Below are 24,023 nucleotides of genomic sequence, written 5' to 3'. Positions count from 1 at the left end.
TCCTTCTACCGCTAAAGCATCTGGCTGATTTCAACTCAACTACGCAGGTTGCTTCACTTCCTCAGGCTGCTTCGCTTCCATAAACCTCGGAAGCGTCAGCAAGTAAAACACCCCCACCGTAATCAGACAGCCACCGACCATCCAATACAGTGTCTCAATCGTAAGAAGTGCCGGATAAAACGTAGCGATGAACAGCAGCGCTCCTGATTGAGAGAGCATCATCAGCGGGCTGATCCACCCCTGTACCCGGCCCATCATGGTCGGCTCTACGATTTTGGGGACCCATCCACCGATGGCGACGTTAATCACTGGCAGGGACATGGCGATCAGACCAGAACAGATGAAATACAGCCATACCGTTGGCACGAGGGAACCGGTCACCGTAGCCCCGCCAGAGACCATCAACGCCAAGAACAGCATGTGATGGGGCTTTAGTTTTTGAACCAATTTGGTCGCGACAATACTGCCGAGTAAGAAGCCTACACCAAAGACGATGCCGAGGTAGATGGAGATTTGCTCATAATTGTCGGGGGCGAGCTTGTATTTTAACAAAAACACCTGCATAACCGAGAGTCCCCCGTTGACAATGCCAAACAGAACAAACCCGGCGATCAATGCCATGAGGAGCTTATGCTGTAAAATATAGCGGAGTCCTGTTTTGAAATCGTTCCAAATGACCCCGATATGCAGATCCCTGATAGAGTGCTTCCCATTAGGCATACGTACCTGTTCGGACAAGCTGCAGGATTGGATGAGCAGTCCGCTAATGACGAAACTGATTACATCCGCCAAAATAGCTCCTGTAATGCCAAGTGTCCAATAACAAAAGATCCCCAGCCCGCTGCCAAACAGCATAAACAAGCTGGCTACCATCTGGTTCAAGCCGACTGCGGTGGAGTATTCTTCCCGCACCAATACACCTTGTACCAGAGCCGCTTGAGCAGGAGAAAAGAAGCTTTTCACGGCACTGCGGATAAACAGCAAGGCGAATGTCAGCGGAATCCAATCGATTAACAAAGAACCCAATAAAAGAAGCGATACCACAGCACAAATCCAGTCACAATAAACGGTGATTTGCTGACGGTCAAGCCGGTCAGCAAATACACCAACAAGGAAGAATACTGCTAATGTCGGAAGGGACAGCATCAGCTCTGTAACCGTTGCGTAGACAGGCTGGTTCGAATAACGGTCCAGCAGATAAAACATCAATGCTGTTAAGCCGATGACGCCACCCATCTGCGAGGTGAAGGAAGCCAGGAACAGCCGCGTATAATTACGGTTTCGAAAGATCGTCAGCATGCTCAATGGATATCCACCCGCTTAAAGTAGACTACGGTGGCGATCAGTCCCGCGATTGCGGTCACAGCAATGATCACATACGAAACAATCAGTGGATACGTAGACTCCAGAGTCCCATTGGCAATCCCCAGTGCGGCCGTCCACGGATACAAGCCTCTATGCTCGTTGGTAGCCAGCATTACGTTGATCAACGTAATCATAATGGTGACAATAATGGTAGGCACAAAGTTTTTCAACACCAGTGTAATGAATACAATCGGAGTTGACAGAAGAAAAAGCAGAACCCCTGCTACCATATATTGGCCGAGAGATTGTAAGAGTAAGGACAGACTAAAACCTGCAAACTGTCCGATGGCTCCCGACAGAATCGCCATCCCCCAGGTCACTACAGTCAAGAGCATGATCCACCCGAACAGAAGAAGCCATTTGCTCGCAAGCAGACTGATGCGTGGGACGGGGATCGTCAATAGATTCTTGAGGGTATCTTCCGCATATTCGCGGTTATAGAGGTAGGCTGTGATGACCCCGTAGAGAGGTACGGCAATGACGAGAACCGCATAGATACTCGTATTAAGCAGAAGGATGTCCATCTGGGCCATGATTCCCTTTGTTTGCATCTGAACAAACATCGCAGCCGCCACCATCAGAGGAGCTACAGCCGATCCGAGAATACTGAGCATAAACATCTTGGAACGCTTGAGCTTTAACACTTCGGTATATAACAGATTAACCAATGGTCCCACCTCCAACCAATTTTGTGAAGTAGTCTTCCAATCGATCTTCACTCATCATAATCTTGGATACGTCGATATCATTTTGCACGAACAATCTATTAATCTGCCCCTGTTGCCCCAGATGAGAGTACACACGGATATGTCCTTCATCATGCACTTCATAATCATTGATCTCTAACTGATTCTCCAAAAGCATTGTTGCTTTATTGTCGTCAGAGACTTGGAATTCCAGATATTTGCGGTTACGTTTGCGGAGCTGGTCAAAGGAGACTTCCTCCAACAGCTTCCCTTGATGGATAATCCCCATATGATCCACCAGCTGCTCAATTTCCGACAAAATATGGCTGGAGATGACGATCGTAATGTTTCGTTCGTTGGCCAAATCTTTAATCAGTCTGCGCATTTCCTTAATGCCGATCGGGTCCAAACCATTGGTCGGTTCGTCTAAGATCAGCAGTTCTGGATAATGGAGCAGCGCACGGGCGATCCCAAGTCGTTGCTTCATCCCGAGAGAGTATTTCCCGACCAGCTTTTTCGTCTCGTTGTGCAGACCTACGATCTCTAACGTTTCATCGATCGCATTTTTTTTGTGCACTCCGATGATTTTGGCATTGATCATCAGATTTTCTCTTGCCGTCAGGTTCTCATAAAATCCAGGAACCTCGACCATCGAACCGATTCTTCTCAAGATCTCTTTTTGATTGGTAAAGAGATTTTCTCCAAATATTTCAATTTCCCCATGGGTAGGTTTGATCAGACCGAGTAACATACGGATTGTGGTTGTTTTGCCTGCGCCGTTACGACCGAGGAAGCCGTAGATCTGTCCCTGCTTCACTGTCATATTCAGGTGATCAACCGATTTTTGTTCACCATAAATCTTGGTTAGGTTCGTTGTTTTGATAACCACGCTCATGTGGAACACCTTCTTTCCATCAGCTTATGGTTTTATTCTAGGATCGTGGATTTAACTGGAACTTATCTGTTTCTTAATTGTTTCTTAAAATTAAAATCGGTACGGATGATGTTGCTTCGGGATGGAGAAGCCAAACGTCGTCCGTTCCCATGGGACGCTTTCGACCCAGATCTTCCCGCCGTTTTTTTCGACCAGGGCTTTGGCGATCGCAAGCCCCAGACCGCTGCCCCCCTGTGAAGGATTCCTCGATTGATCGCTTCGGAACATCCGCTCAAACACATTGCCGATATCTGCCTTGGAAATGCCCGGCCCCTGATCCCAAATCAACAGCTGATAGTCACGGTCGGTCTCGGCAAGCTCCACCCCCAGAATCCGACCCGCTTGACCGTAATGGATCGCATTCTTCATGATGTTCCCCATAATCCGCATCAGGCTGAGTCGGTCGGCTATGATCACGCAGGCATCTTCTGGCATGCTGACCTTGAGCTCGATTCCGTATTTTTTCAGATCAGGCAAAAACTCAATCAGCGACTCTCTCGCCAATTCAGCCAAATCAAGAGATTCTGGCTTCATCGGCATCTCATCCGCATCTAATTTGGCCATCGTAAAAATTTCATCGATCAATTGCTTTAATCCCTTGGACTTTCGCGAGATGATCTCTAGGTATTCCAGCTTCTCTTCTGCGGAAACCGCGATATCATCCTTGAGGGCATCCACATATCCAATGACCGAGGTCAGCGGTGTTCGGATATCATGGGAAATGCTGGATAACAGACTCCTTCTCGCCGCCTCGGATTGGATCGTCTGAACCTGTACCTGTTCGAGCTGTTCAATCAATTCATTGATGGAGAACGTCACTTCATCTAATAGTGGATCACCCTGGGCAAACAGTCTGGTCTTGAGATTCCCATTGATGGCCCGTCTAAGCTCTGTCTGCATGTCCTTCAGTCTGGAGCGGGTACGGAACCGGTTGATCAACAGAAGGCCGGTTGTGATCAAAAGGGCGGCAGATGCGCCCACTCTGACTATTTCTGTCAGGCCGCCATAGAAATCGTGAAGCAAAAGAGCTACGAGAGCGGCGCATTGAAGGATCAGCAGAAACAACACTCTATCATTCGTCATCTTTTTCACCGACAAACTTGTATCCGATGCCCCAGACGGTTTGGATGAATTGCGGATTAGAAGGATCGGCCTCTATTTTCTTGCGAAGCTTTCTGATATGTACCATGACGGTGTTATCGTCTTCGAGGTAGTCGCTGTCCCATACATTGCGGAAGAGCTGGGTCTTGGTGAATACCTGTCCGGGATTGGTTATGAAAAAGGTAAGCAGCTGTGCTTCTTTGCCTGTCAATTGGATCTCTTCGCCCGCTACGTGGACAGAGTAGGTTTTGAGATCCATCGTCAGGCCCTTATACTTAATCAGCGCTTTTTCCTGTGTGCTGCCCTCACTGTTCTCAGTGGTCTCGCTGCCAAGCACCAAAAATCTTCTCATCAGCGCCTTCACTCTGGCGACCACTTCATTGATACTGAAAGGCTTGGTTATGTAATCATCTGCTCCGATGCTCAAGCCTACGATTTTATCTACCTCGTTATCTTTGGCTGTGAGCATGAGGATTGGGACATTGCTTATGTTTCGAAGTCTTCTGCATACTTCCATGCCATCTACCTTGGGCATCATCAGATCTAAGATGACCAGATTATATTTGTTTTGCCCAAACAACTGAAGAGCTTCCTCTCCATGGACTGCCGTATCTACCTTGTACATTTCCCGTTCCAGATACTTTTTCAATAAATCTCTGATTTCTTTTTCATCGTCGGCGATGAGTACTCGAATCTCTTCCATCTGTTCACCTCGTTCTATGCTGTACGGCAAGAAAAAAGCTGGCATTTCCCTAAAGAAATGCCAACTTGTCCATTCTTACTGTTTGATGGTGGCAGCTACTAGCTCGTAAATCAGTTCGGCATTCTTCTTGATGATCTCTGGATGCGTCTTGGAGATCATCTCCTCATGGGCTCCGAATCCTTTGACCGCTCTGAACTGCTTGGTTGTGGCATTTTCCCACAGTATAATTCGTTCATCAGTTGTCTCTTTATCTGAGCTGCTGATGTAGCTGATATTCCCATCAATCGTACCATATGTTGTTGCATTTTGCACATACATATAAGATTTTGCAATTAATTCTAGCAGGTAATCCGTAGCCAGCTTCTCTAGATCCTTGTATTGTTCCATATCAAATTTGTCGTAGAGTTCCTGTCTGATCTCCTCTTCTGTGAGGCGGGTTTCGTCCACTTGTGTACGGTATCTGGAATCGATCACAATCAGGTTTTCTACTTCGTATCCTTGACGGTTCAATTCCTTGGCTACATCAAACGCAAGCACACCACCTGCTGAATAACCGATCAGAGTAAATGGTCCCTCTGCTTGAATATCGGTCATGATCTTGACGTATTGCTCGATTCTGTCTTCTGCCTTGATGAAGTTGAAGCTGTAGACCGAATACAGATCCAGATGCTGCGCCAGACCCATATAGGCGATCCCGATCGATGCGGCAGGCGGGAAGCAGAACAGCTTTTTGTCGCTCTTGGTCGAGCTGGTCAGTTGGATGCAGTCATCGGTGTAGTCCTTCAACAGATCCTTGGCAGTGTCTAAGAAGGCCGCTAAGCTTGCAATCGTCGGCTTGTCGAATACGTCCTTGAACGGAATACGGAAGTTCAGTTCGGCAAACAGCTTCGAGACGAATGACATGATGCTAAGCGAGTTGGCCCCGATATCAAATAGATTCGCATGGATGCTGATTGGTTTGATATGGAGGATGCCTTCCCAGATGGTAACGAGTTTTTGTTCCAGTTCGTTTCTCGGCGCGACGTATTCTACGCCAGCGCTGAGGCTTCCATCTGGTTCTGGAAGTGCCTTTTGATCCACTTTTCCGTTGGTGGTAAGCGGTAATTGCTCCAGGGTGACAAAGTGGGATGGAATCATGTAATCAGGCAGCTCTTTGGATAAAAGTGCCTTGATGTCGGCTGTCTTCATCCCGTTGTCCTGATTGTCCCACACCACGTACGCGCACAGGTAGTTCTGCTGATGGTGATCTTTTCTTGCGATCACGACCGCTTCTTTTACTGCCTCTTGCTTCAACAATTGGTTTTCGATCTCTCCCAGCTCAATCCGATAGCCGCGAATCTTCACTTGATGGTCGATTCGTCCGAGGAACTCCATATTGCCATCCGGCAGCCATCTGACAAGGTCACCTGTCCGATACATGGTCTTGCCTGGGACAAACGGGTTCGGGATAAACCGCTCTGCGGTTAAATCAGCTCGATTGAGATATCCTCTCGCAACACCGTCTCCCCCGATATGCAGCTCGCCGACAACGCCAATCGGTACGATCTGTTGATTGCGGTCTAAGGTATAGAGCTGCACATTGTCAGCAGGTCGGCCGATCGGCACAGAGCCTTGGTTGTCCCGCTCCCAATCATAGACATAACTCATACAACCGACAACGGTTTCCGTCGGGCCGTATTCATTAAAGATCTCGATGCGGTGGTTAAAACTCTCGGTTACGGCTTTCGCCAGTTCGGTTTTCAGATCTTCCCCGCCCACGATCAGTCGTTTGATACGGGATTGGCTGTTATCCAGATCCTTGATCAGATTTAAGTGAGCCGGAGTCAATTTGACAATTCCCACTTGATTGTCTTGGAATACCTTGCGAATGATCGGCTCGTCTCCATTCTGTTGGTACACGACGATTTTGTTGCCGGAGATCAATGGCGTAAAGATCGAGGTGATAGTCAGGTCGAAGGCAAACGAGGAATAGAGTGCAAAATCAAGCTTTTCACCTTGGACATATACCTTGTTAGCCCACGTAATATAGTTGACCAGTCCTCTGTGGTGAATCATCGTGCCTTTTGGTCTGCCAGTGGAGCCTGACGTATAGATGATATAGGCGAGATGGTCAGGACTGCTTGTCCGCTCCAGATGATCAGAAGCGTACTGGCTGTAGTCGTCATCAAGCGATACGATCTCTTTGCCGTCGCGCTCCTGATCGAAGCCATTGGTCAAAAGCAGACGTGAACCGCTGTCCTCCAAGATGTAGCTGATCCGGTCTTGCGGATAATCAGGGTCAATCGGCAGGTAAGCCCCGCCCGCTTTGAGAATCCCCATGATGCCGATGATCATCTCAGGTGAACGCTCTACGAGAATCCCTACAACTGTATCTGGTTGAACGCCTTTTGCCTGCAGATGTCTGGCTAAACGGTTGGATTTTTCATGAAGCTCCTGATAGGTCAGCGTCTGATGCCCAAATACGACGGCTGGTTGATCCGGTGTTCTCGTGACCTGTTCTTCGAAGAGCTGGATGATCGTCTTCTCGCTTGGGTAGTCGGCGTGTGTCTGATTGAACTCAACCACCAGAGTCTGTTTCTCTTGCTCTGTGACGAGCTCCACTTCGCTGAGTGGCTGATCCTCGTGCTCGATGATCTGTTCGATCACGCCTTTGAGATGATGCTCGATGTTGGTGATAAATGCTTCATGGTATCTGTTCTCGTCATAGGTGAGCTTGATGATCAGCTTCTCGCCCGGTTTGACGACGAGGTTGAAGCCATAGTTGGTCTGCTCTTCTGCCAGTACTTCCTCCAGTACGAACCCGAGATTGCTCTCTGTCTGCTCTGTGAGGCTGTCGTCGATGGCGTAATTCTCGAATACCATGACATGATCGATCAGATCCCGCTTCAGCTCACTTAACGATTGTACCTCTGACAGATTCATGTAGTTGTACATATTGCTCTCAATCGCCTGTGCTTGGACTCGCTTGAGCAATGTACGGAAGCTGTCTTGTGATTCCAGCGTGATTCTGGTCGGGATTGTGTTGATGAACAGACCGACCATTTTTTCAATACCATCCACCTGGGCATCCCGTCCAGAGACGACGGTACCGAATACCACATCATTCGTATCATTGTATCTTCCCAGTACCATCCCCCAGACCGATTGGATCACGGTGTAGAACGTGACACTGTTGCGGTTGGCAAGCTGTGTGATCTGTTGGGTGACTGCTTTGGAGAATGGGATGGTTTTCTCGGCCCGTTGGTACTCAGCAGGGGTCGTTTTGTTGGTGACGGCTGGCAATTGGGCTTTTTGTTCATAGGCAGCCAGGTATTGTTGCCAGTAAGCCTTGGCTTCTTCTTTGTCCTGTTCTTGCAGCCATCTGATGTAATCGCTGTATGGTCTAGGCTCTTCGAGTCGGTGCTTCTGACCAGCTGCTTTTTGGCTGTAGATGTGGAAAAGTTCACCCAGAATAATGCCCCGGCCCCAACCGTCAAACAGAATGTGATGATTGCTCCAAATGAAGGTATAGGTGTCTTCGCCGGTTCTGATCAGTTCGAATCGGATGAGAGTATCTTTGCTGAGATCAAAGCCTTTTTTGCGATCCTCTTGGACAAAGGCAGCTACGCTGGCCTGACGCTGTTCCGTGCCAAGACCGCGGAGATCCCGGTAGGTAAACCCGATTGGTTTGTCTTTGAGAATCACATTGCGTGGTTGGTCGGTGATCTCATATTCGAAGGAGGCTCTGAGGATTTCATGACGGGTCATGACTTCCTGCAGGCTCTGCTCGAACCAGGCTTCATTCACATGTCCCTTCACCTTCAATACAAGCTGCTCAAAGTAGGCGGTGGAATAGCTGTCTTCGAGAGCGTGGAAGAGCATACCGCGCTGCATGTTAGCGAGTGGGTAGATTTTTTCGATCTCCTGACCCTTCTGTTTCTTCTTGATCGCTTCGAGCTGTTCGAGGCTAAGCTCCTTGTCGCCATAGTCAGACGGTGTTTTTACCGCTTGGTCTTGGGCGGCACAATGCGCGATGACGGTCTGAAGCGCTTCTTTGAAGGCCTCGGTAAAGCTGCTTGCTGTCGCTTGATCGTAGACCTTGGTGTTGTAGGTCGTGCTGATCGTTAATTGACCGTTGACGACAAGCGCATTGATTTCCATCGGGGTTGCCCTTGTGATGTTGTCGCCGATCGCCTCGCCTGTAGAGAACCAAGAGGAGGAGAACTGCTCGTTATTCATATCCTGATCCATCTGACCCAGATAGTTAAACAGGAGTGGAGCGGTTTCTTCCTTCGCCAGATCAGGGTCTTGGGTGACGTATTTCAAGATGCCGTAGCCGATTCCTTTGTTCGGAACCCTGCGTAACAGCTCTTTCACTGTTTTGATCGTGGTCGGGAGGTCTTTGGCCTGTTCGCCCAGATCGATCAGAACCGGATATTTGCTCGTAAACCAGCCGATCGTTCTGCTGATATCCATGCCGTCAATTAGATGCTCACGGCCATGTCCTTCCATATTGAGCTTCAAGCGGCTTTCGCCAGTCATCTCTTGGGCGGCCATCACGAGAGCGGTGATCAGAATATCATTGATTTCCGTATGATAAGCCTGATTGGTTTCTCTCAGCAGCTTTTTGGTTTCGTCTTGATCAAGAGCCGTGCTGACGATCTGGCTGTCGGCGTACAGGTAGGTTGTGAGATCTGCGCGTTTCGGTAGGAAGTTGACTTTTGCTGAAGCGGTATGCTTCCAGTAATCCTTCTCGCCGAGCAGCTTCTTGCTATGCGCGTAAGTCTGTACGTTAGCCGCATATTGCTGGTATGAATCGGTCTTCGGATAGAACTGCACGCTCTCCTGCTCGGATGCCTGTTGATAGCCCAGTGCAAAATCTTCCAAGAGGATACGCCATGAGATCCCGTCCATGACAAGGTGATGCACTACGATCAGCAGATGGTCTCCCTCGTGTGTCTGGAAGATCGCAACCTTCACAAGAGCGCCATTGTGGATATCCATCTCTTTTTGCAGCTGGGTGGCTATTTCATGCACTTTTTCCTGTTGGTTCGCTTCCATCGAGACATCGTAGACGTAGAAGCCGAACTGATCTGAGGCTACATCACGATTCACTTGCTTCACTTGACCGTTGTCGATTGGATAGATCATCCGCAGGGCGTCATGGTGCTTGAGGATTTGTTCAAATACGTCTTTGACGATGCCCTCAGCGAATCCATCTTTTCTATACAGCATGACCGCTTGGTTGAAGTGATGGAGCTCTTCTGGATGCGCCGTGAAGAATGCTTTTTGAATCGGGGTGAATTCCACTTCGCCTGTGACGGTTTCGTACGGTTTATCTTTGGTAGCCTGTACTTTGACATACTTGCTCAGATATTTGATCTCTGGGTTGGCAAACAGATCCTTCATCGCCAGGGTCAGACCCTCTCTGGACAGTCGGGAAATAATCTGCAGTGCTTTGATCGAATCCCCGCCAGATGCGAAGAAGTTATGCGTGATGCCGATCGGCTTAAATCCGAGGACGGTCTCCCAGACTTGGATCAATTTTTCCTCGACATAATTGCGTGGTGCCTCGAACTCCACGTCTCCACCGGCACTGATGTCTGGTGCTGGCAATGCTTTGAGATCCACCTTGCCATTGGCAGTCAGTGGCAGGCTGTCTAGCTGGACGAGGTATGACGGGATCATGTAGTCAGGCAGTTCCCGGCCCAGATGTGTACGCATCGCTTCCACGGTGACTTTTTCTGTTGCCGTGATATAGGCGCACAGATATTTGCTGCCTTCCTTGCTGTCGTATGCGAGGATCAGCGCTTCTTGGATCGAGTCCAGCTTCACGAGTTGTCGCTTGATTTCTTCCGTCTCGATGCGGTAGCCTCTGATTTTGACCTGGCTGTCGATTCGGCCTGCTAGCTCAAGACTTCCATCCGCCAATTTGCGGACAAGGTCACCTGTGCGGTACATGAGTTGACCTGGTTCGAATGGATTTGGCACGAATTTTTCATGGGTCATCTCGATCCGGTTGAAATAACCGCTGGCTACCCCTTCACCCGAGATGCACAACTCCCCGAACACGCCTTCTGGTAGCAGGTTGAGGTGTTGATCCACGACGTACACCTTCGTGTTGTGAATCGGAGAGCCGATGACAGGACGCTGCTTGAATGCTGGCAGGTCTTGCGGTGGAATCAGTCTGAAGACCGCGCCGACCGTTGTTTCAGTAGGCCCGTAGTGGTTCATGATCAGGCTGTTCGGCACATGGCTGTAGAACGTCTCTACATCCGCTGTGTTGATCTTCTCCCCACCGAGAACGACTAAGCGCAGACTCTCCAACGTCTGTTCCGCTGCAAAGGCAGGGTCATTGACAATCACATTAAACAGTGATGGCGTTAATTTGATATAGGTGATTCTATGCTCGTCCATGTATGTCATGGCTTGATGAGCATTGGTGTAGACCTCTTTTTTGACGATATGGAGCTCACAACCCTGCAACAGAGAGGAGTAAATGCCCGTATACCCCAAGTCAAACGCGTAGGAAGACATCAGCATGGCTTTATCAGCGGTGGTCAGCTTCGCTTCTTGGATGAACCATGATGCATAGTTCACCAGATTGCAGTTACGGATGAAGACACCCTTCGGCGTACCAGTGGAGCCTGATGTGTAGATGAGATAGACATGATCAGCAGGTGTGCTGACTGGCGTAAGGTTGGACGCGTCGGTTGCATAGGAATCGCTGTCTGCAACGTTCACCACTTCTCCATGGAACGTGATGTTCTCAGGAAGGCTTCCGGTCACGAGGACGAGTTGGGCTTCGCTGTCTGCTAAGATGTCACTCGTTCTCTTCGCCGTCTGTTCAGGATCGATTGGTAAGTAAGCTGCTCCCGCTTTTAGCACGGCCATCATGCTGATGATCATCTCAACAGACTGTTCGACGATGAGCGCAACAACCGTACCCGGTGCGGCGCCTTTTAGTTGGAGCGAGCGAGCCAGTTGATTGGACTTCTCGTTGAGCTCGCGATAGGTGAGCTTCTGATCTTCACAGACGACTGCCACTTGGTCTGGGTTCTTCGCTGCTTGCTCCTCAAACAGCTGATGGACGGTCTTCTCTTTTGGATAATCAACGGTTTTTCCGCTGGAGGTGCGCAGGAGTGCTGCTTTTTCTTCCTCGGAGAGCATCTGGATTTCATGTAATTTCTGCGACGGTTGATCGGCAATTCCAGCAAACATCTGAACCAGATGTACTGCCAACCGCTCAATCGTGTCACGTCTGAATAAGTCGGTGCTGTAAGTGAACACACAATGGATGCGGTCTTCGGCTTCCACAGCGGTCAGGGTCAGATCAAATTTGGATTTCACATCATCCGACTTATACGCGGTGAAGGTTAAGCCTTCCATCTCGAATTCATCACTGTCAAAGTTTTGCAGGACGAGCATCGTATCAAACAGCGCACTTCTGCTCATATCGCGTTTGAGATCCAGCTTTTCCACCAGTTCATCAAACGGATAATCCTGATTTTCGTATGCGGCGAGTGCCGTTTCTTTGACTTGGTTCAGATACTCGACGAATGTCAGCTCGGCCTTCGGAACATTTCTCAGTGCCAGCGTGTTGATGAACATACCGATGACATCCTTGAGATCATCATGCGGTCGGCCCGCAATCGGTGAACCTACGATGATATCTTCCTGCCCGGTGTATCGGGAGAGCAATGTCGTGTACCCAGCCAGCAGAAGCATGTACATGGTGACTCCGTGCTCTTTGGCGAGCTGCTGGAGTTTAGCGGCCACATCGCTGTTCAGTTCAAAGGAAACCAGATCCCCCTCGAAGCTTCTGCTTTGTGGACGCGCATAGTCTGTCGGCATGTTGAGCACCGGGATTTCATCTTGGAAGACGTTTTGCCAGTATTGCTCCTGTTGCTTGATTTCCTCTGTTTGGTACAGCTCTCTCTGCCACTCTGAGTAGTCTTTGTACTGCAGGGTTAATGGCGCCAAGGCTTGACCTGCGTACAATTCAGCCAGTTCTTTGGTCAGGATACCCATGGAGACACCGTCCGAGATGATGTGGTGCATATCAAAAATCATCATATGCTCACGCTCATCTACTTTGACGATTTCCACCCGTAACAGCGGAGCTTGCTCCAGATTGAACGGTTTGACGAAGCCCTTGATGATGTCCTCGATGCGCTCATTGCCTACTTCTCTGTACACAATCGTGAAAGCGGCATCTGGTGCAATCTGTTGAACAGGCTCACCGTCCACGATGACAAAAGAGGTTCGCAGTGCTTCGTGTCTCTGCACCACTTGCTGGAAGGCGTGCTCCAGACGTGTAACATCCAAATCCCCCGTGATTTTCAAGGCAAATGGCATGTTGTATGCGACTCCGTTGCCTTCGAGCTGGTTGAGGATGTACAGCCTTCTTTGGGCAGAAGAAAGCGGATAGAATGCTTGTTCAGCTGCTTTCTGGATGGAAGAGTAGGCACTCTCTCTGGTGGATGCGATGAATCGGGCAAGTCCTTGGATGGTCGGCGTGCTGAATACTTGGCGCAGAGGCACTTCCACCTTCATTTCCTTGTGGATTCTCGCAACCATCGTAGTCGCTTTGAGTGAATGTCCGCCGACTTCAAAGAAGTTGTGGGTAATCCCGATCTTGTCGGCACCCAGAATATCTTGCCAGATGGACAAGAGTTTTTCTTCTACTTGATTGGTCGGTGCCACATAGGAAAGTCCGGTATTGACGCCGATCTCTGGTTCTGGCAATGCCTTGCGATCCACTTTTCCGTTGGCTGTGATCGGCATACGCTCCAGCTTCACCAGATAGGCCGGAACCATATAATCAGGAAGCTCTTTGGACAGTGACTGTCTGATGTCTGTCACGATCGTATCGGCTTCTGGCTTGTTGAGTGTGAAATAAGCGCAGATGTAATCGTTGTTCTCTCGGTCTTTGCGTGCGATCACGACGGTGTCCTTGACAGCTGGGTGCTTGAGCAATTGGTTTTCGATCTCGCCCAGCTCAATCCGATAGCCGCGGATCTTCACTTGATGGTCGATCCGGCCGAGGTAATCCATGTTCCCGTCGGATCGCCATCTCGCCAAGTCACCTGATTTATACATTTTTTCACCTGGGAAGAACGGATCGTCAACGAATCGGTCTGCGGTCAGATCCGGCCGGTTCAGGTAACCTCTCGCCAAACCGTCCCCTGCCACATACATCTCACCCTCAATCCCAACAGGCTGAAGCTGTTGGTTCTTATCCAGGATGTAGACACGCAATGTCGGAATCGGCACACCGATATTGCTTCGGCCATCCGCAATTTCTACGTGGGTGATCTCTTTGTAAGTAACGTGAACCGTGGTTTCGGTGATTCCGTACATGTTGATCAGCTTGGTGGACGGGTATTTTTGCGTCCAGCCTTTTAAAAGAGCGGGACTAAGCGCCTCACCGCCATAGATGATGTTGCGGATGGATAGATCGGCGGAGTCATGACGCAGCTCTTCGTGGAGCAGCTGATAGAAATAGGTTGGCGTCTGGTTTAAGATCGTCACTTGCTGTGCTTGCAGCAGTTCACGGAATTGTGCTGGATCTTTTGCAACAGCGTGTGGGACAACGACCAATTTGCCACCATATAGAAGTGCTCCATACATCTCCCATACCGAGAAGTCAAAGCAGAAGGAATGGAACATTGTCCACGTATCTGTATCGTTGAAGTCAAACAGATTCCTATCGTTAAACAGCAGGCGAACCACATTTTTATGCTCGATCAGCGTGCCTTTTGCCTTGCCGGTTGTTCCTGACGTATAGATGACATATGCCAAATGATGTGGCAGGGCTACATTTTCCAGATTCGAGCCGTCCACATGGTAGCACTCGGCATTCTCCATAATCAGACGTGTACCTGTGAAGGAGACGCGGTCATTGAGATGTGATTGCAGCAAAAGGATGGAAACTCCCGAATCTTCCAGCATGTAGCGGATGCGCTCTTCCGGATAGCTTGGGTCCACCGGTACATAGGCGCCGCCCGCTTTTAAGATCGCGAAGAGGCCAACGATCATGTCCACGGAGCGTTCGGTCATAATCCCGACCAGATGATCCGGTCCTACACCGTGTTCCCGCAGTGTACGGGCTAACTGATTGGCACGCTCATTCAGTTCGCGATAGGTCAATGCCTGATCCTCGTAGACAACCGCGATGTTCTCAGGTGTTTTCTCGACCTGCTGCTCGAACAGCTGATGGATAGCGATGTCGCGCGGATAATCCGCTGCGGTGTCATTGAAGGTATGCAGGAGCGTGTCTCTTTCTTTATCCGATAACAGCTCGATCTCTGCGACTTTCTTCGATTCATCGGCAACCACCTGCTCTGCGATTCTGCGGATGTGAAGCTCGATATTGGTAATCAGTTCTTCGTCATATTGATTGCCATCATAGGTAAGTGCCAGTGTCAGCTGTTCACCGGGTGTGGCTGCGATCAGGAAGCCGTAGTTGCTCTGCTCTTCTGCCTGGATGCTTGCGACGTCAAATCCGATGCCGGAGTTCCCCTGTTCAATCGCTCCTGTATCGATCGCGTAGTTTTCAAACACCATGATGTGGTCGATCAGGTCTTTGTTTAGGTGACTCAGAGCCTGCACTTCGGCCAGATTCATATAGTTGAAGCTGTTGCTTTCGATGGCATCACCCTGAACCAGCTCTAAGACGTCTTGGAAACGACTGTGGCTGTCAAGCTTAATCCGAACCGGAATGGTATTGATGAACAATCCGATCATCTCTTCAATTCCGTCCACTTGTGCTTCTCGGCCGGATACGACCGTACCAAACACCACTTCGTCCGTATTGTTGTACTTGGCGAGTACCAGACCCCAGATGCTTTGGAGCACGGTGTTGAAGGTAACGCTGTTGCGGTTAGCCAATTGGGTCAAGCCAGCTGTCAGCTCCTTGGAGAACTGTAGCAGCTTTTCTTTTCTGGCGTAAGGCTTGTCGCCTGTGCTGTTCGCAGCTTTCGGGATGGCTGCTTGCTCTTCATAGCCTTCCAGATACCTTCTCCAATAGGACTCTCCCTCTTCTGTATCCTGATCCACCAGCCAGCGGATATAGTCACTGTATGGTTTCGGTTCCTTCAACTGATGGGCTACGCCTTTGAGCTTCGCACCATAGATCTGGAACAGCTCGCCGAAGATGATACCCAGACACCAGCCATCCAATAAAATATGGTGATGACTCCAGACCAGCGTGTAGGAGGCCTCTTCTGTCCGGATCAGGCTGACTCGCATCAGAGTGTCTTTGCTCAGGTCGAACCCTTTTGCCTTGTCTTGGTTCAGAACCTTCTCGACGTACATATCCTTGTCCGGATGGCTCAGGTCGCGTATATCCATATAGGCAAACTCAGCATTTCGCTGCTCCATGATCACCTGTCTTGGTTCCTCGACTCGTTGGAATTCAAAGGAAGCACGCAGGATTTCATGGCGTTGCATAATCTCGTTGAAGCTGTCCTCTAAAATCGCTGGATCAACTACTCCTCTGAGCTGCATGACCGTCTGCTGGAAATAGGCCGTAGATGATGCGTCCTCCATGGCATGGAACAGCATCCCCTTTTGCATGTTGGCTAACGGATAGATTTTCTCAATGGTGTGGCCTTGGTAGGCTGACTTGATGTCGTCGAGTTCCTCTAGCGTTAAATCTGGATCACCATAGTCAAAAGGTGTTTTTTCTGGCTCGCTCTTGTTGGCACAATGATGAATCACGTTTTCAAGGGTCGCCATATACGTCTCAACCAGATGCTGAATGGTCGATTCGCTGAATTCTGCCTCATTAAAGGTCGTGTTGAGAACCAGTTGACCGTTGATGACGGAAGAGTTCATCTCGATTGGATTGTTCCGGGAGATTTTGCCGCCGATGGTCTGGCCGGTTGAGAAGCGGGACTCAGCAAATTCGCCGCGTTGAACCGCTGCATCCAGTTCACCCAGATAGTTAAAGGAGATTGGCGCACGCGCTTCATTCAACAGATCCGCATCTTGCGCGATGTACTTCAATACGCCGTAGCCGAACCCTTTATTAGGCACCTTGCGCAACAGACCCTTGATCCATTTGATCGTGGTGGACAGATCAGTGGTTTCCGCTGTCTGGAGCAATACTGGGTAGATCGTGGTAAACCAGCCAACCGTTCTGCTGATATCCACGTCGGTCAGCACCTCTTCACGGCCATGGCCTTCCATATTGACTTTGAGACGGTTCTCACCCGTGAGCTCGCGGGTAGCCATGAACAGGGCTGTTAACAGGATATCGTTGATTTCGGTGTTGTAGGCGCGGTTAGTCTGTCTCAGCAGCTTCGAGCTGGTCTCTTGATCCAAGGTGACGGTGATGGTTTTGCTGCTTTCGAAGTTGTCCCGCAGAATCTCTTGCTTCTTCGGCAAAAACTTCACGTTCGCTTTTGCAGTCTCTCTCCAGTAGGCGGCTTCCTTGGCCAGTTTTTTACTGCCAGCGTAGGTGTTTAACTGAGCGGCAAAATGCTGGTAGGAATCGGTCTTAAAGCCGATGTCAAGCTTCTCGCCCTGTGCAGCCTGCTTGTACAACGTCTCGAAATCTTCGAGCAAAATCCGCCACGATACACCGTCGACGACAAGGTGATGGATCGCAATCAGCAGGTGGTCTCCATCTTCTGCGTGGAAAATGCACAGGTTGACGAGTTTGCCGTCTGTGATCGAGATCTCCTTTTGAAGCTCGGTCGCGGCTTCGTAGACGCGTAGTTCTTGGTTCTCCAGATTCCGTACGTCTTGGGTCTGCAATTGGAACAGCTTTTCGCTGTAGCCTCTGTTGGTTTGCTTGATCTGTCCGTCTGTCTCAGCATAGATCATGCGCAAGGCATCATGGTGCTCCAACAGCTTGTTGAATACCTGCTCGACCAGCTTTTCGTCAAAGCCTTGTGTGCGGTACAGCATGAACGAATGGTTAAAATGGTTCCGCTCCTCGGTGTTGCGGTCAAAGAACCATTGTTGAATCGGCGTTAACCCGACGTCACCTTCGACCAGTTCGTAAGTGTTTCGCTCGCGCAGATCGACCTTGACGTATTTAGCCAGATCCTTGATTTTGGGATGGGCAAACAATTCTTTGACCTCAAGCTTCAGACCGATTCTCGCCAGTCGGGAGATGATCTGGAGCGCCTTGATCGAATCACCGCCGGAAGCAAAGAAATGGTGGTTGATCCCGATGTCTGCGGCGCCGATCACATCACGCCAGATGTCGACCAGCTTTTCCTCGATTTCATTACGTGGAGCTTCATAAGCCGTATCGGTGCTGACGCTGCGGTCCGGTTCGGGCAGTGCTTTGCGGTCCAATTTGCCGTTGGTGGTGAGTGGCAATTGATCGAGTTGAACCACATAGGCTGGAATCATGTAATCAGGCAGTTCTTTTTCCAGAAGCTCGCGGACTGCTGCGGTCGTCCACGCTTGTTGGGAGACGATATAGGCGCACAGATAGTTGCTGTGATCCTTGTCTTCTCGGGCGATGACAGCCGCTTCTTGGATCGCTGGATGCTTGAGCAGTTGGTTCTCGATCTCGCCCAGCTCGATGCGGTAGCCGCGGATTTTTACCTGATGGTCGACACGTCCGATGAACTCAACATTGCCATCCGGCAACCATCTCGCCAGGTCGCCTGTGCGGTACATTCTGCTGCCTGGTTCAAATGGATTGTCCACAAATCTCTCAGCGGTCAAGTCAGGATTGTTCAGATAGCCTCTCGCCAACCCACTCCCGGCAATATACAGCTCCCCTGCCACTCCAATCGGACACAGGCCAAGGTTTGCGTCTACGATATAGAGCTGGATATTGGCAATCGGTTTTCCGATCGGAATCGTCGCATATAGCTTATCTACTGCCATGGTGGTCGTTACAACCGTACTTTCGGTCGGACCGTAGGAGTTGATCACTTGGTAGCGGGTCTGGGTTGGCAGCTTCAGCTGTTCTCCGCCTGCGATCAGCATACGCAGAGACTGGTTGTTGAGCCCGACGAACTGTTCGGCTACTTTGGCAGACAGTGTCGCTACAGTGATGCCGTTGGTTTCCATATATTCGTTTAACCCGTGCATATCGAGGCGCAGCTCGTCAGGCACGATGTGAAGCGTGGCCCCGGTGAGCAACGTTGGGAAAATTTCGCAGTTGGACGCATCGAAGGAGATTTTCAGATAGTTCGTGATGCGGTCGTGTTCGGTAAGCTCGTGGTAATCGATGAACCACTGGCAGAAATTCACGAAGGACGCGTGCTCGACCAAAACGCCTTTCGGCAAGCCTGTGGAACCTGAGGTATAGATCACATATGCCAGATCATGCAGACCATGCACAGATTCTTGGATGGTTGTGTGATCCTGCTTCATAACCGCTTCGCTGTCGATGAGGATCAGGCTCAGATCGGCACCTGTGGCGTTAGCTTTTTCCACCAGATGCTCCTGTGTGACGATCAGCTTGGCTCCGCTGTTCTCCAGCATATAGCGGACCCGGTCTTCTGGATTCTCCGGATCAATCGGGAGATAGGCCGCACCTGATTTGAGAATCCCCATCTGGCCGACGATCATGTCCAGAGAGCGATCCACCATCAAGCCTACGATCATTTCCCGTTGTACGCCTTGTTCACGCAGCATGCGGGCGACTTGATTGGATTTCTCATCAAGCTCTTTGTATGTCAGCTGCTGCCCCTTGAATACGACAGCCACATGATCAGGTGTACGCGCTGCCTGCTCCTCGAATAACTGGCTGACGGTTTTGTCTTTTGGATACTCGACTTTCGTGTCATTGAAGGTATGCAGCAGGGTGTTTCTCTCTTCTTCTGACAAGATGTTGATTTCGCCGAGTTTCAACTCTGGCTGACGGGCGATGTCTGTCAACAGACGGGTGAAATGCCCGGACATCCGTTCGATTGTCTCTTTGTTGAACAGGTCTGTGCTGTATTCCAAGTCAAAATGGATGCTGCCGCCTTTTTCAACCGCTGTCAAGGTAAGATCGAACTTGGCGATATCCAATTCCATTTGATAGGATTCGAACTGCAGACCAGAGACACCCGCATCGGTTTGATCCAGATTCTGCAGGACGAACATCGTATCGAACAAGGCATTTCTGCTCATATCTCTATGAAGCTGGAGCTTCTCTACCAGTTCATCAAATGGGTAATCTTGATTTTCGTAGGCTTTGAGCGCATTTTCTTTTACTTCTTTCAGATAGGAAGTAAAGGAAAGTTCACTCTTCGGCTGGTTACGCATCGCGAGCGTCTGCACGAACATACCGATCACGTTTTTCAGATCATCGTGCGAGCGGCCGGCAATCGGTGAACCGACGATGATGTCGTCCTGACCCGTATACTTGGATAGCAAGGTGGTATATCCGGCCAAAAGCAGCATGTACATCGTGACCCCGTTTGCCTGGGCAATGGCATTGAGACGTTTTGCCACTTCATGGTCGATGTCAAAGCCGATGCTGTTCCCTCTGAAGCTGAGCTTTTGCGGTCTTGGGTAGTCCGTCGGCATCTGGAGCACAGGGAGTTCACCTTTGAACACATCAAGCCAGTAATTCTCCTGCTTTTTGATTTCGTCCTTGAGGTAAAGCTCTTTTTGCCATTCGGAGTAGTCTTTATATTGAAGCTGGAGCGGCGCCAAGGTCTTGCCTTCATACAAGGCGCGGAACTCTTGGGTCAGCACACCCATCGACACGCCGTCGGCAATGATATGGTGCATATCCATGACGATGATCTGTTCGGCATCACTTACCTTGATCAGTTCGACGCGGAACAGCGGTGCTTGGTCGAGTTCAAACGGTTGGATCGCTGCTTTGATTTTGTCCTCGATGCTCTCTGTCCCAGCTTCGCTGTATGTGATGGTGAAATCGACTTCTTGGTGGATTTTCTGGACGGGTTCGCCATCCACCATCAAAAAAGAGGTGCGGAATGCATCGTGTCTCTCTACCAGCCCTTTGATCGCATGCTCGAATTGGCCGACATCCAGTTGGCCCTTCACTCTGATCACAGCAGGCATGTTATAAGAGGTTTTGGCATCTGCGATTTTGTTTAAAATATAGAGCCGTTTTTGTGCAGATGAGAGTGCATAGTATGGCTTTTCCTCTGCTTTTTTGATCGAGGAGTAGACGGTTTCCTGGGTCGAATGGAGATAGGCGGCGAGACCCTTGATGGTTGCTGTGGTGAAAATTTGCCGCAGCGGCACTTCCACCTTGAGCTCTTTGTGCATTCGGGATACGAGTGTCGTTGCTTTGAGAGAATGACCGCCGAGCTCAAAGAAATGGTCGTTGATCCCGATTGGGTTGACGCCCAGAATATCTTGCCAGATCGCCACAAGCTTCTCTTCCAGCTCATTTCTCGGTGCCTCATAGGCGGTTCCGATCTGGACACTGCCATCTGGCTCTGGCAGGGCTTTGCGGTTTACTTTTCCGTTGGCGTTGAGTGGCAGTTCATCCAGCTTCACGAAAAAGGCAGGAATCATGTATTCAGGCAAGGTTTCCGCTAAAAATCCGCGCAGCTCCTCTACGGTTACGTCTCTGGACGCTGTGAGGTAGGCGCACAGGTAGTTGTTCTGATCCTGATCCGCTCTGACGATTACGACTGCTTCCTTGATGTCTGTATGCTGGAGCAGGCGGCTCTCGATTTCTCCCAGCTCGATGCGGTAGCCGCGCAGCTTCACTTGATGGTCGATCCGCTCCAGATACTCGATAGTGCCATCTGGCAGCCATCTCGCCAAGTCTCCGGTACGGTACATGATCTCTCCTGCGAGATATGGATGTGGGACGAATTTCTCAGAGGTCAGCTGCTCATTATTCAGATAGCCACGGCTCAGACCATCACCTGAAATGCAAAGCTCACCAGGAACCCCGATCGGAGCGAGCTGGTTATCGCGGTCGATGACGTAGACCGATGTATTGGCCAATGGTTTCCCAATCGGAACGGTGATCGCGTCGTCCTTGATTTCGTTGATCGGATAATAGGTGGCATACACGGTGCTTTCAGTTGGGCCATAGACATGGAGCATTTTATTTGGTCCCATGTAGGCCAACGCTTTTTTCGCGTGGGCAACGGAGATGCGTTCCCCGCCGAACAGGATGTGACGAAGACCTGCCAGGCATTCGATCTCTCTGTCCACGAGCACATTGAACAGGGCTGTCGTAATGAATGTGACCGTTACCTTTTCATTGATGATGCATGATGCCAGCTTGCTGATATGGAGCACGGTTTCTTTATCGACCAGCACTAATTTGGCACCGTTGAGCAATGCGCCATAGATATCGAATACAGAGCCGTCGAACACGTAGTTGGAGAGCTGGAGCATCGTGTCGTCTTGGTTAATCTGGATATAGTTCGTATCTCGGACAACACGCACCGCATTGGTATGGGAGAGCATAACCCCTTTTGGTGTACCGGTGGAGCCTGAGGTGTAGATGATATAGGCCAAGTCTGCGGACTGGTTGACAGGCGGCAGATTATCGGTCGGGTAGCTGTGTACATCCGCTGTGTCGAGGAAAATCGTCTCCACGCCGAGTTGCATACCGCCGTCGATGACGCTCTGTTGGGTCAATAACAGATTCACCTGACAGTCCTGCAGCATGAATCGGACGCGGTCTTGCGGTGCTTCGGGATCGAGCGGCAGATAAGCGGCACCGGATTTGAGAATCCCCATGATTCCGACGATCATCCCGAGCGATCTCTCTGCCATGATGCCGACTACGGTGTTAGCCTGCACCCCTTTGTCACGCAGAAGTCTTGCCAGCTGGTTGGACTTTTCATTCAGCTCCCGGTAGGTCAGCTGTTGATCGCCAAGGACCAATGCTGTGTGGTCAGGTGTTTTTTCGACCTGCTCCTCGAACAGCTGGGCAATCGTCTTCTCTTTCGGATAGTTGGTTGTGGTCTGATTGAACGTTTCGAGAAGCATCGTTCTTTCTTTGTCCGAGACGAGTTCAATGTCACGTACGTACAGATCCTCATCGGCAACAACTTGCTTCATGACCTGTTTCATGTGAGCTTCGATCTGATCCATGATGATCGAATCGTAGACCCGGCCGTCATAGATGAGAATCAGGGTGAGCTTCTCGCCTAATCCTGCTGCAATCGTAAACGGATAGTTGGTTCGCTCATCACCGCTGACGCCCTTGACTTCAAAGCCTAAGTCGTTTTTCTTCTCTTCCATGGATGACGCATCGAACGCGTAGTTTTCAAAAACTACGACATGGTCGATCAGATCTTGTTTTAACTCACTGACCGCTTGAACATCTGCCAGATTCAGATGATGGTAAGGCTGGCTTTCCAGGGAGTCTTGCTGGGTTCGTTTCAGGACATCAACAAAGCGCAGCTCGCTCCCCAATGTGATACGGGTTGGGACGGTGTTGATGAATAACCCCAGCATGTTTTCGATGCCGTCCACGTTGGCATTCCGGCCTGATACGACGGTTCCAAAAACCGCCTCTTGCGTGCCATTATACTTGGCGAGAATGAAGCCCCAGAGAGTTTGCAGGACCGTATGTAAGGTAACCGCATTGCGGTCAGCCATCTTTTTGATTTTGTTGGTCAGTTCCTTGGAGAAGGTGATGACTTTTTCTTGTCTTTGGTACTCAGCTGTGTTGGATTTTTTGCGGAGGGTAGGAATCAGCGCCTTTTGCTCATAGCCCGCAAGATACTTGCGCCAATAGGTCAATCCTTCTTCCTGATCCTGAGCCTGCATCCACTTGATATAATCGCCAAACGATCTTGGAGCACTCAGTTGATGATCCTCGCCCTTTACCTTGTAGGCATAGATGGTGAACAGCTCGTTTAAGAGGATGCCCATACTCCAGCCGTCAAGCAGGATATGGTGGTACGTCCAGATCACCTTGTAGGCGTCAGCCGCTGTGCGAAGCAGGCCCACTCGGATCAGGGTCTCTTTGGCTAAGTCAAAACCCTTTTGCTTATCTTCCGCGAGGTATGTCTCTACATACCCCGCTTGGCTCACTTGATCCTGCTCACGGATATCCGCATAGGTGAATTTGATTTTGCGCTCGGACAGGATGACATGCAGAGGCTCGTCCATTTTGGTGCTGATCGAGGCTCTCAGAATATCATGGCGCTTGAGCAGTTCGTTGAAGCTGTCCGCTAAGACAGCCTCATCGACTTCCCCCTGCAAATCTATGATCATTTGTTCAAAATAGGCATCCTCATTCGGATTGTCCAAGGTATGAAACAGCATCCCCTTTTGCATGTTGGACAAAGGATATATCTTTTCCACTTTGACTTTCATAGAATGAACTTCTCCTCCT

Annotated in this window: 6 protein-coding genes; all 6 read right to left on the bottom strand. The window is 50.0% G+C overall.

Annotated elements, in window-relative coordinates:
- Positions 1-39 precede the first annotated feature (39 nt).
- The 6 genes from FGI41_RS00380 to FGI41_RS00355 all read right to left on the bottom strand — a co-directional run bounded on the left by FGI41_RS00380 (position 40) and on the right by FGI41_RS00355 (position 24,004).
- Complete coding sequence (locus FGI41_RS00380) at positions 40-1,299, bottom strand: MFS transporter (RefSeq protein ID WP_139487929.1); 1,260 nt, start codon at positions 1,297-1,299, stop codon at positions 40-42.
- Positions 1,300-1,301: 2 nt separating this feature from the next.
- On the bottom strand, positions 1,302-2,033 hold the full coding sequence (locus FGI41_RS00375) for an ABC transporter permease (RefSeq protein WP_139487928.1): 732 nt from the start codon (positions 2,031-2,033) through the stop codon (positions 1,302-1,304).
- Positions 2,026-2,946 carry an ABC transporter ATP-binding protein gene (locus tag FGI41_RS00370; RefSeq protein ID WP_139487927.1) on the bottom strand — a complete coding sequence of 307 codons (921 nt, stop codon included), beginning with the start codon at positions 2,944-2,946 and terminating at the stop codon, positions 2,026-2,028. The genes FGI41_RS00375 and FGI41_RS00370 overlap by 8 nt, the downstream gene beginning before the upstream one ends.
- Before the next feature lie 90 nt (positions 2,947-3,036).
- On the bottom strand, positions 3,037-4,068 hold the full coding sequence (locus tag FGI41_RS00365) for a sensor histidine kinase (protein ID WP_139487926.1): 1,032 nt from the start codon (positions 4,066-4,068) through the stop codon (positions 3,037-3,039).
- The gene (locus FGI41_RS00360; RefSeq protein ID WP_139487925.1) at positions 4,058-4,789 is read right to left on the bottom strand and encodes a response regulator transcription factor; all 732 of its coding nucleotides are present in this window, start codon (positions 4,787-4,789) and stop codon (positions 4,058-4,060) included. Before FGI41_RS00360 ends, FGI41_RS00365 begins: the two co-directional genes overlap by 11 nt.
- Positions 4,790-4,864: 75 nt before the next feature.
- On the bottom strand, positions 4,865-24,004 hold the full coding sequence (locus FGI41_RS00355) for a non-ribosomal peptide synthetase (protein ID WP_139487924.1): 19,140 nt from the start codon (positions 24,002-24,004) through the stop codon (positions 4,865-4,867).
- Between the last annotated feature and the right edge of the window lie 19 nt (positions 24,005-24,023).

This window comes from Brevibacillus dissolubilis (genome assembly GCF_006170445.1).
GTDB classification, from domain to species: Bacteria; Bacillota; Bacilli; order Brevibacillales; family Brevibacillaceae; genus Brevibacillus_B; species Brevibacillus_B dissolubilis.
The sequence above is the reverse complement of the archived record's forward strand: the minus strand, read 5'-3'. Positions and strand labels throughout refer to the sequence as shown.

Bases quoted from the DNA above. Each gene is read 5' to 3' on its own strand.
- FGI41_RS00380 (WP_139487929.1), bottom strand. From the start codon at position 1,299: ATGCTGACGATCTTTCGAAACCGTAATTATACGCGGCTGTTCCTGGCT.
- FGI41_RS00370 (WP_139487927.1), bottom strand. From the start codon at position 2,946: ATGAGCGTGGTTATCAAAACAACGAACCTAACCAAGATTTATGGTGAA.
- FGI41_RS00365 (WP_139487926.1), bottom strand. From the start codon at position 4,068: ATGACGAATGATAGAGTGTTGTTTCTGCTGATCCTTCAATGCGCCGCT.
- FGI41_RS00360 (WP_139487925.1), bottom strand. From the start codon at position 4,789: ATGGAAGAGATTCGAGTACTCATCGCCGACGATGAAAAAGAAATCAGA.
- FGI41_RS00355 (WP_139487924.1), bottom strand. From the start codon at position 24,004: ATGAAAGTCAAAGTGGAAAAGATATATCCTTTGTCCAACATGCAAAAG.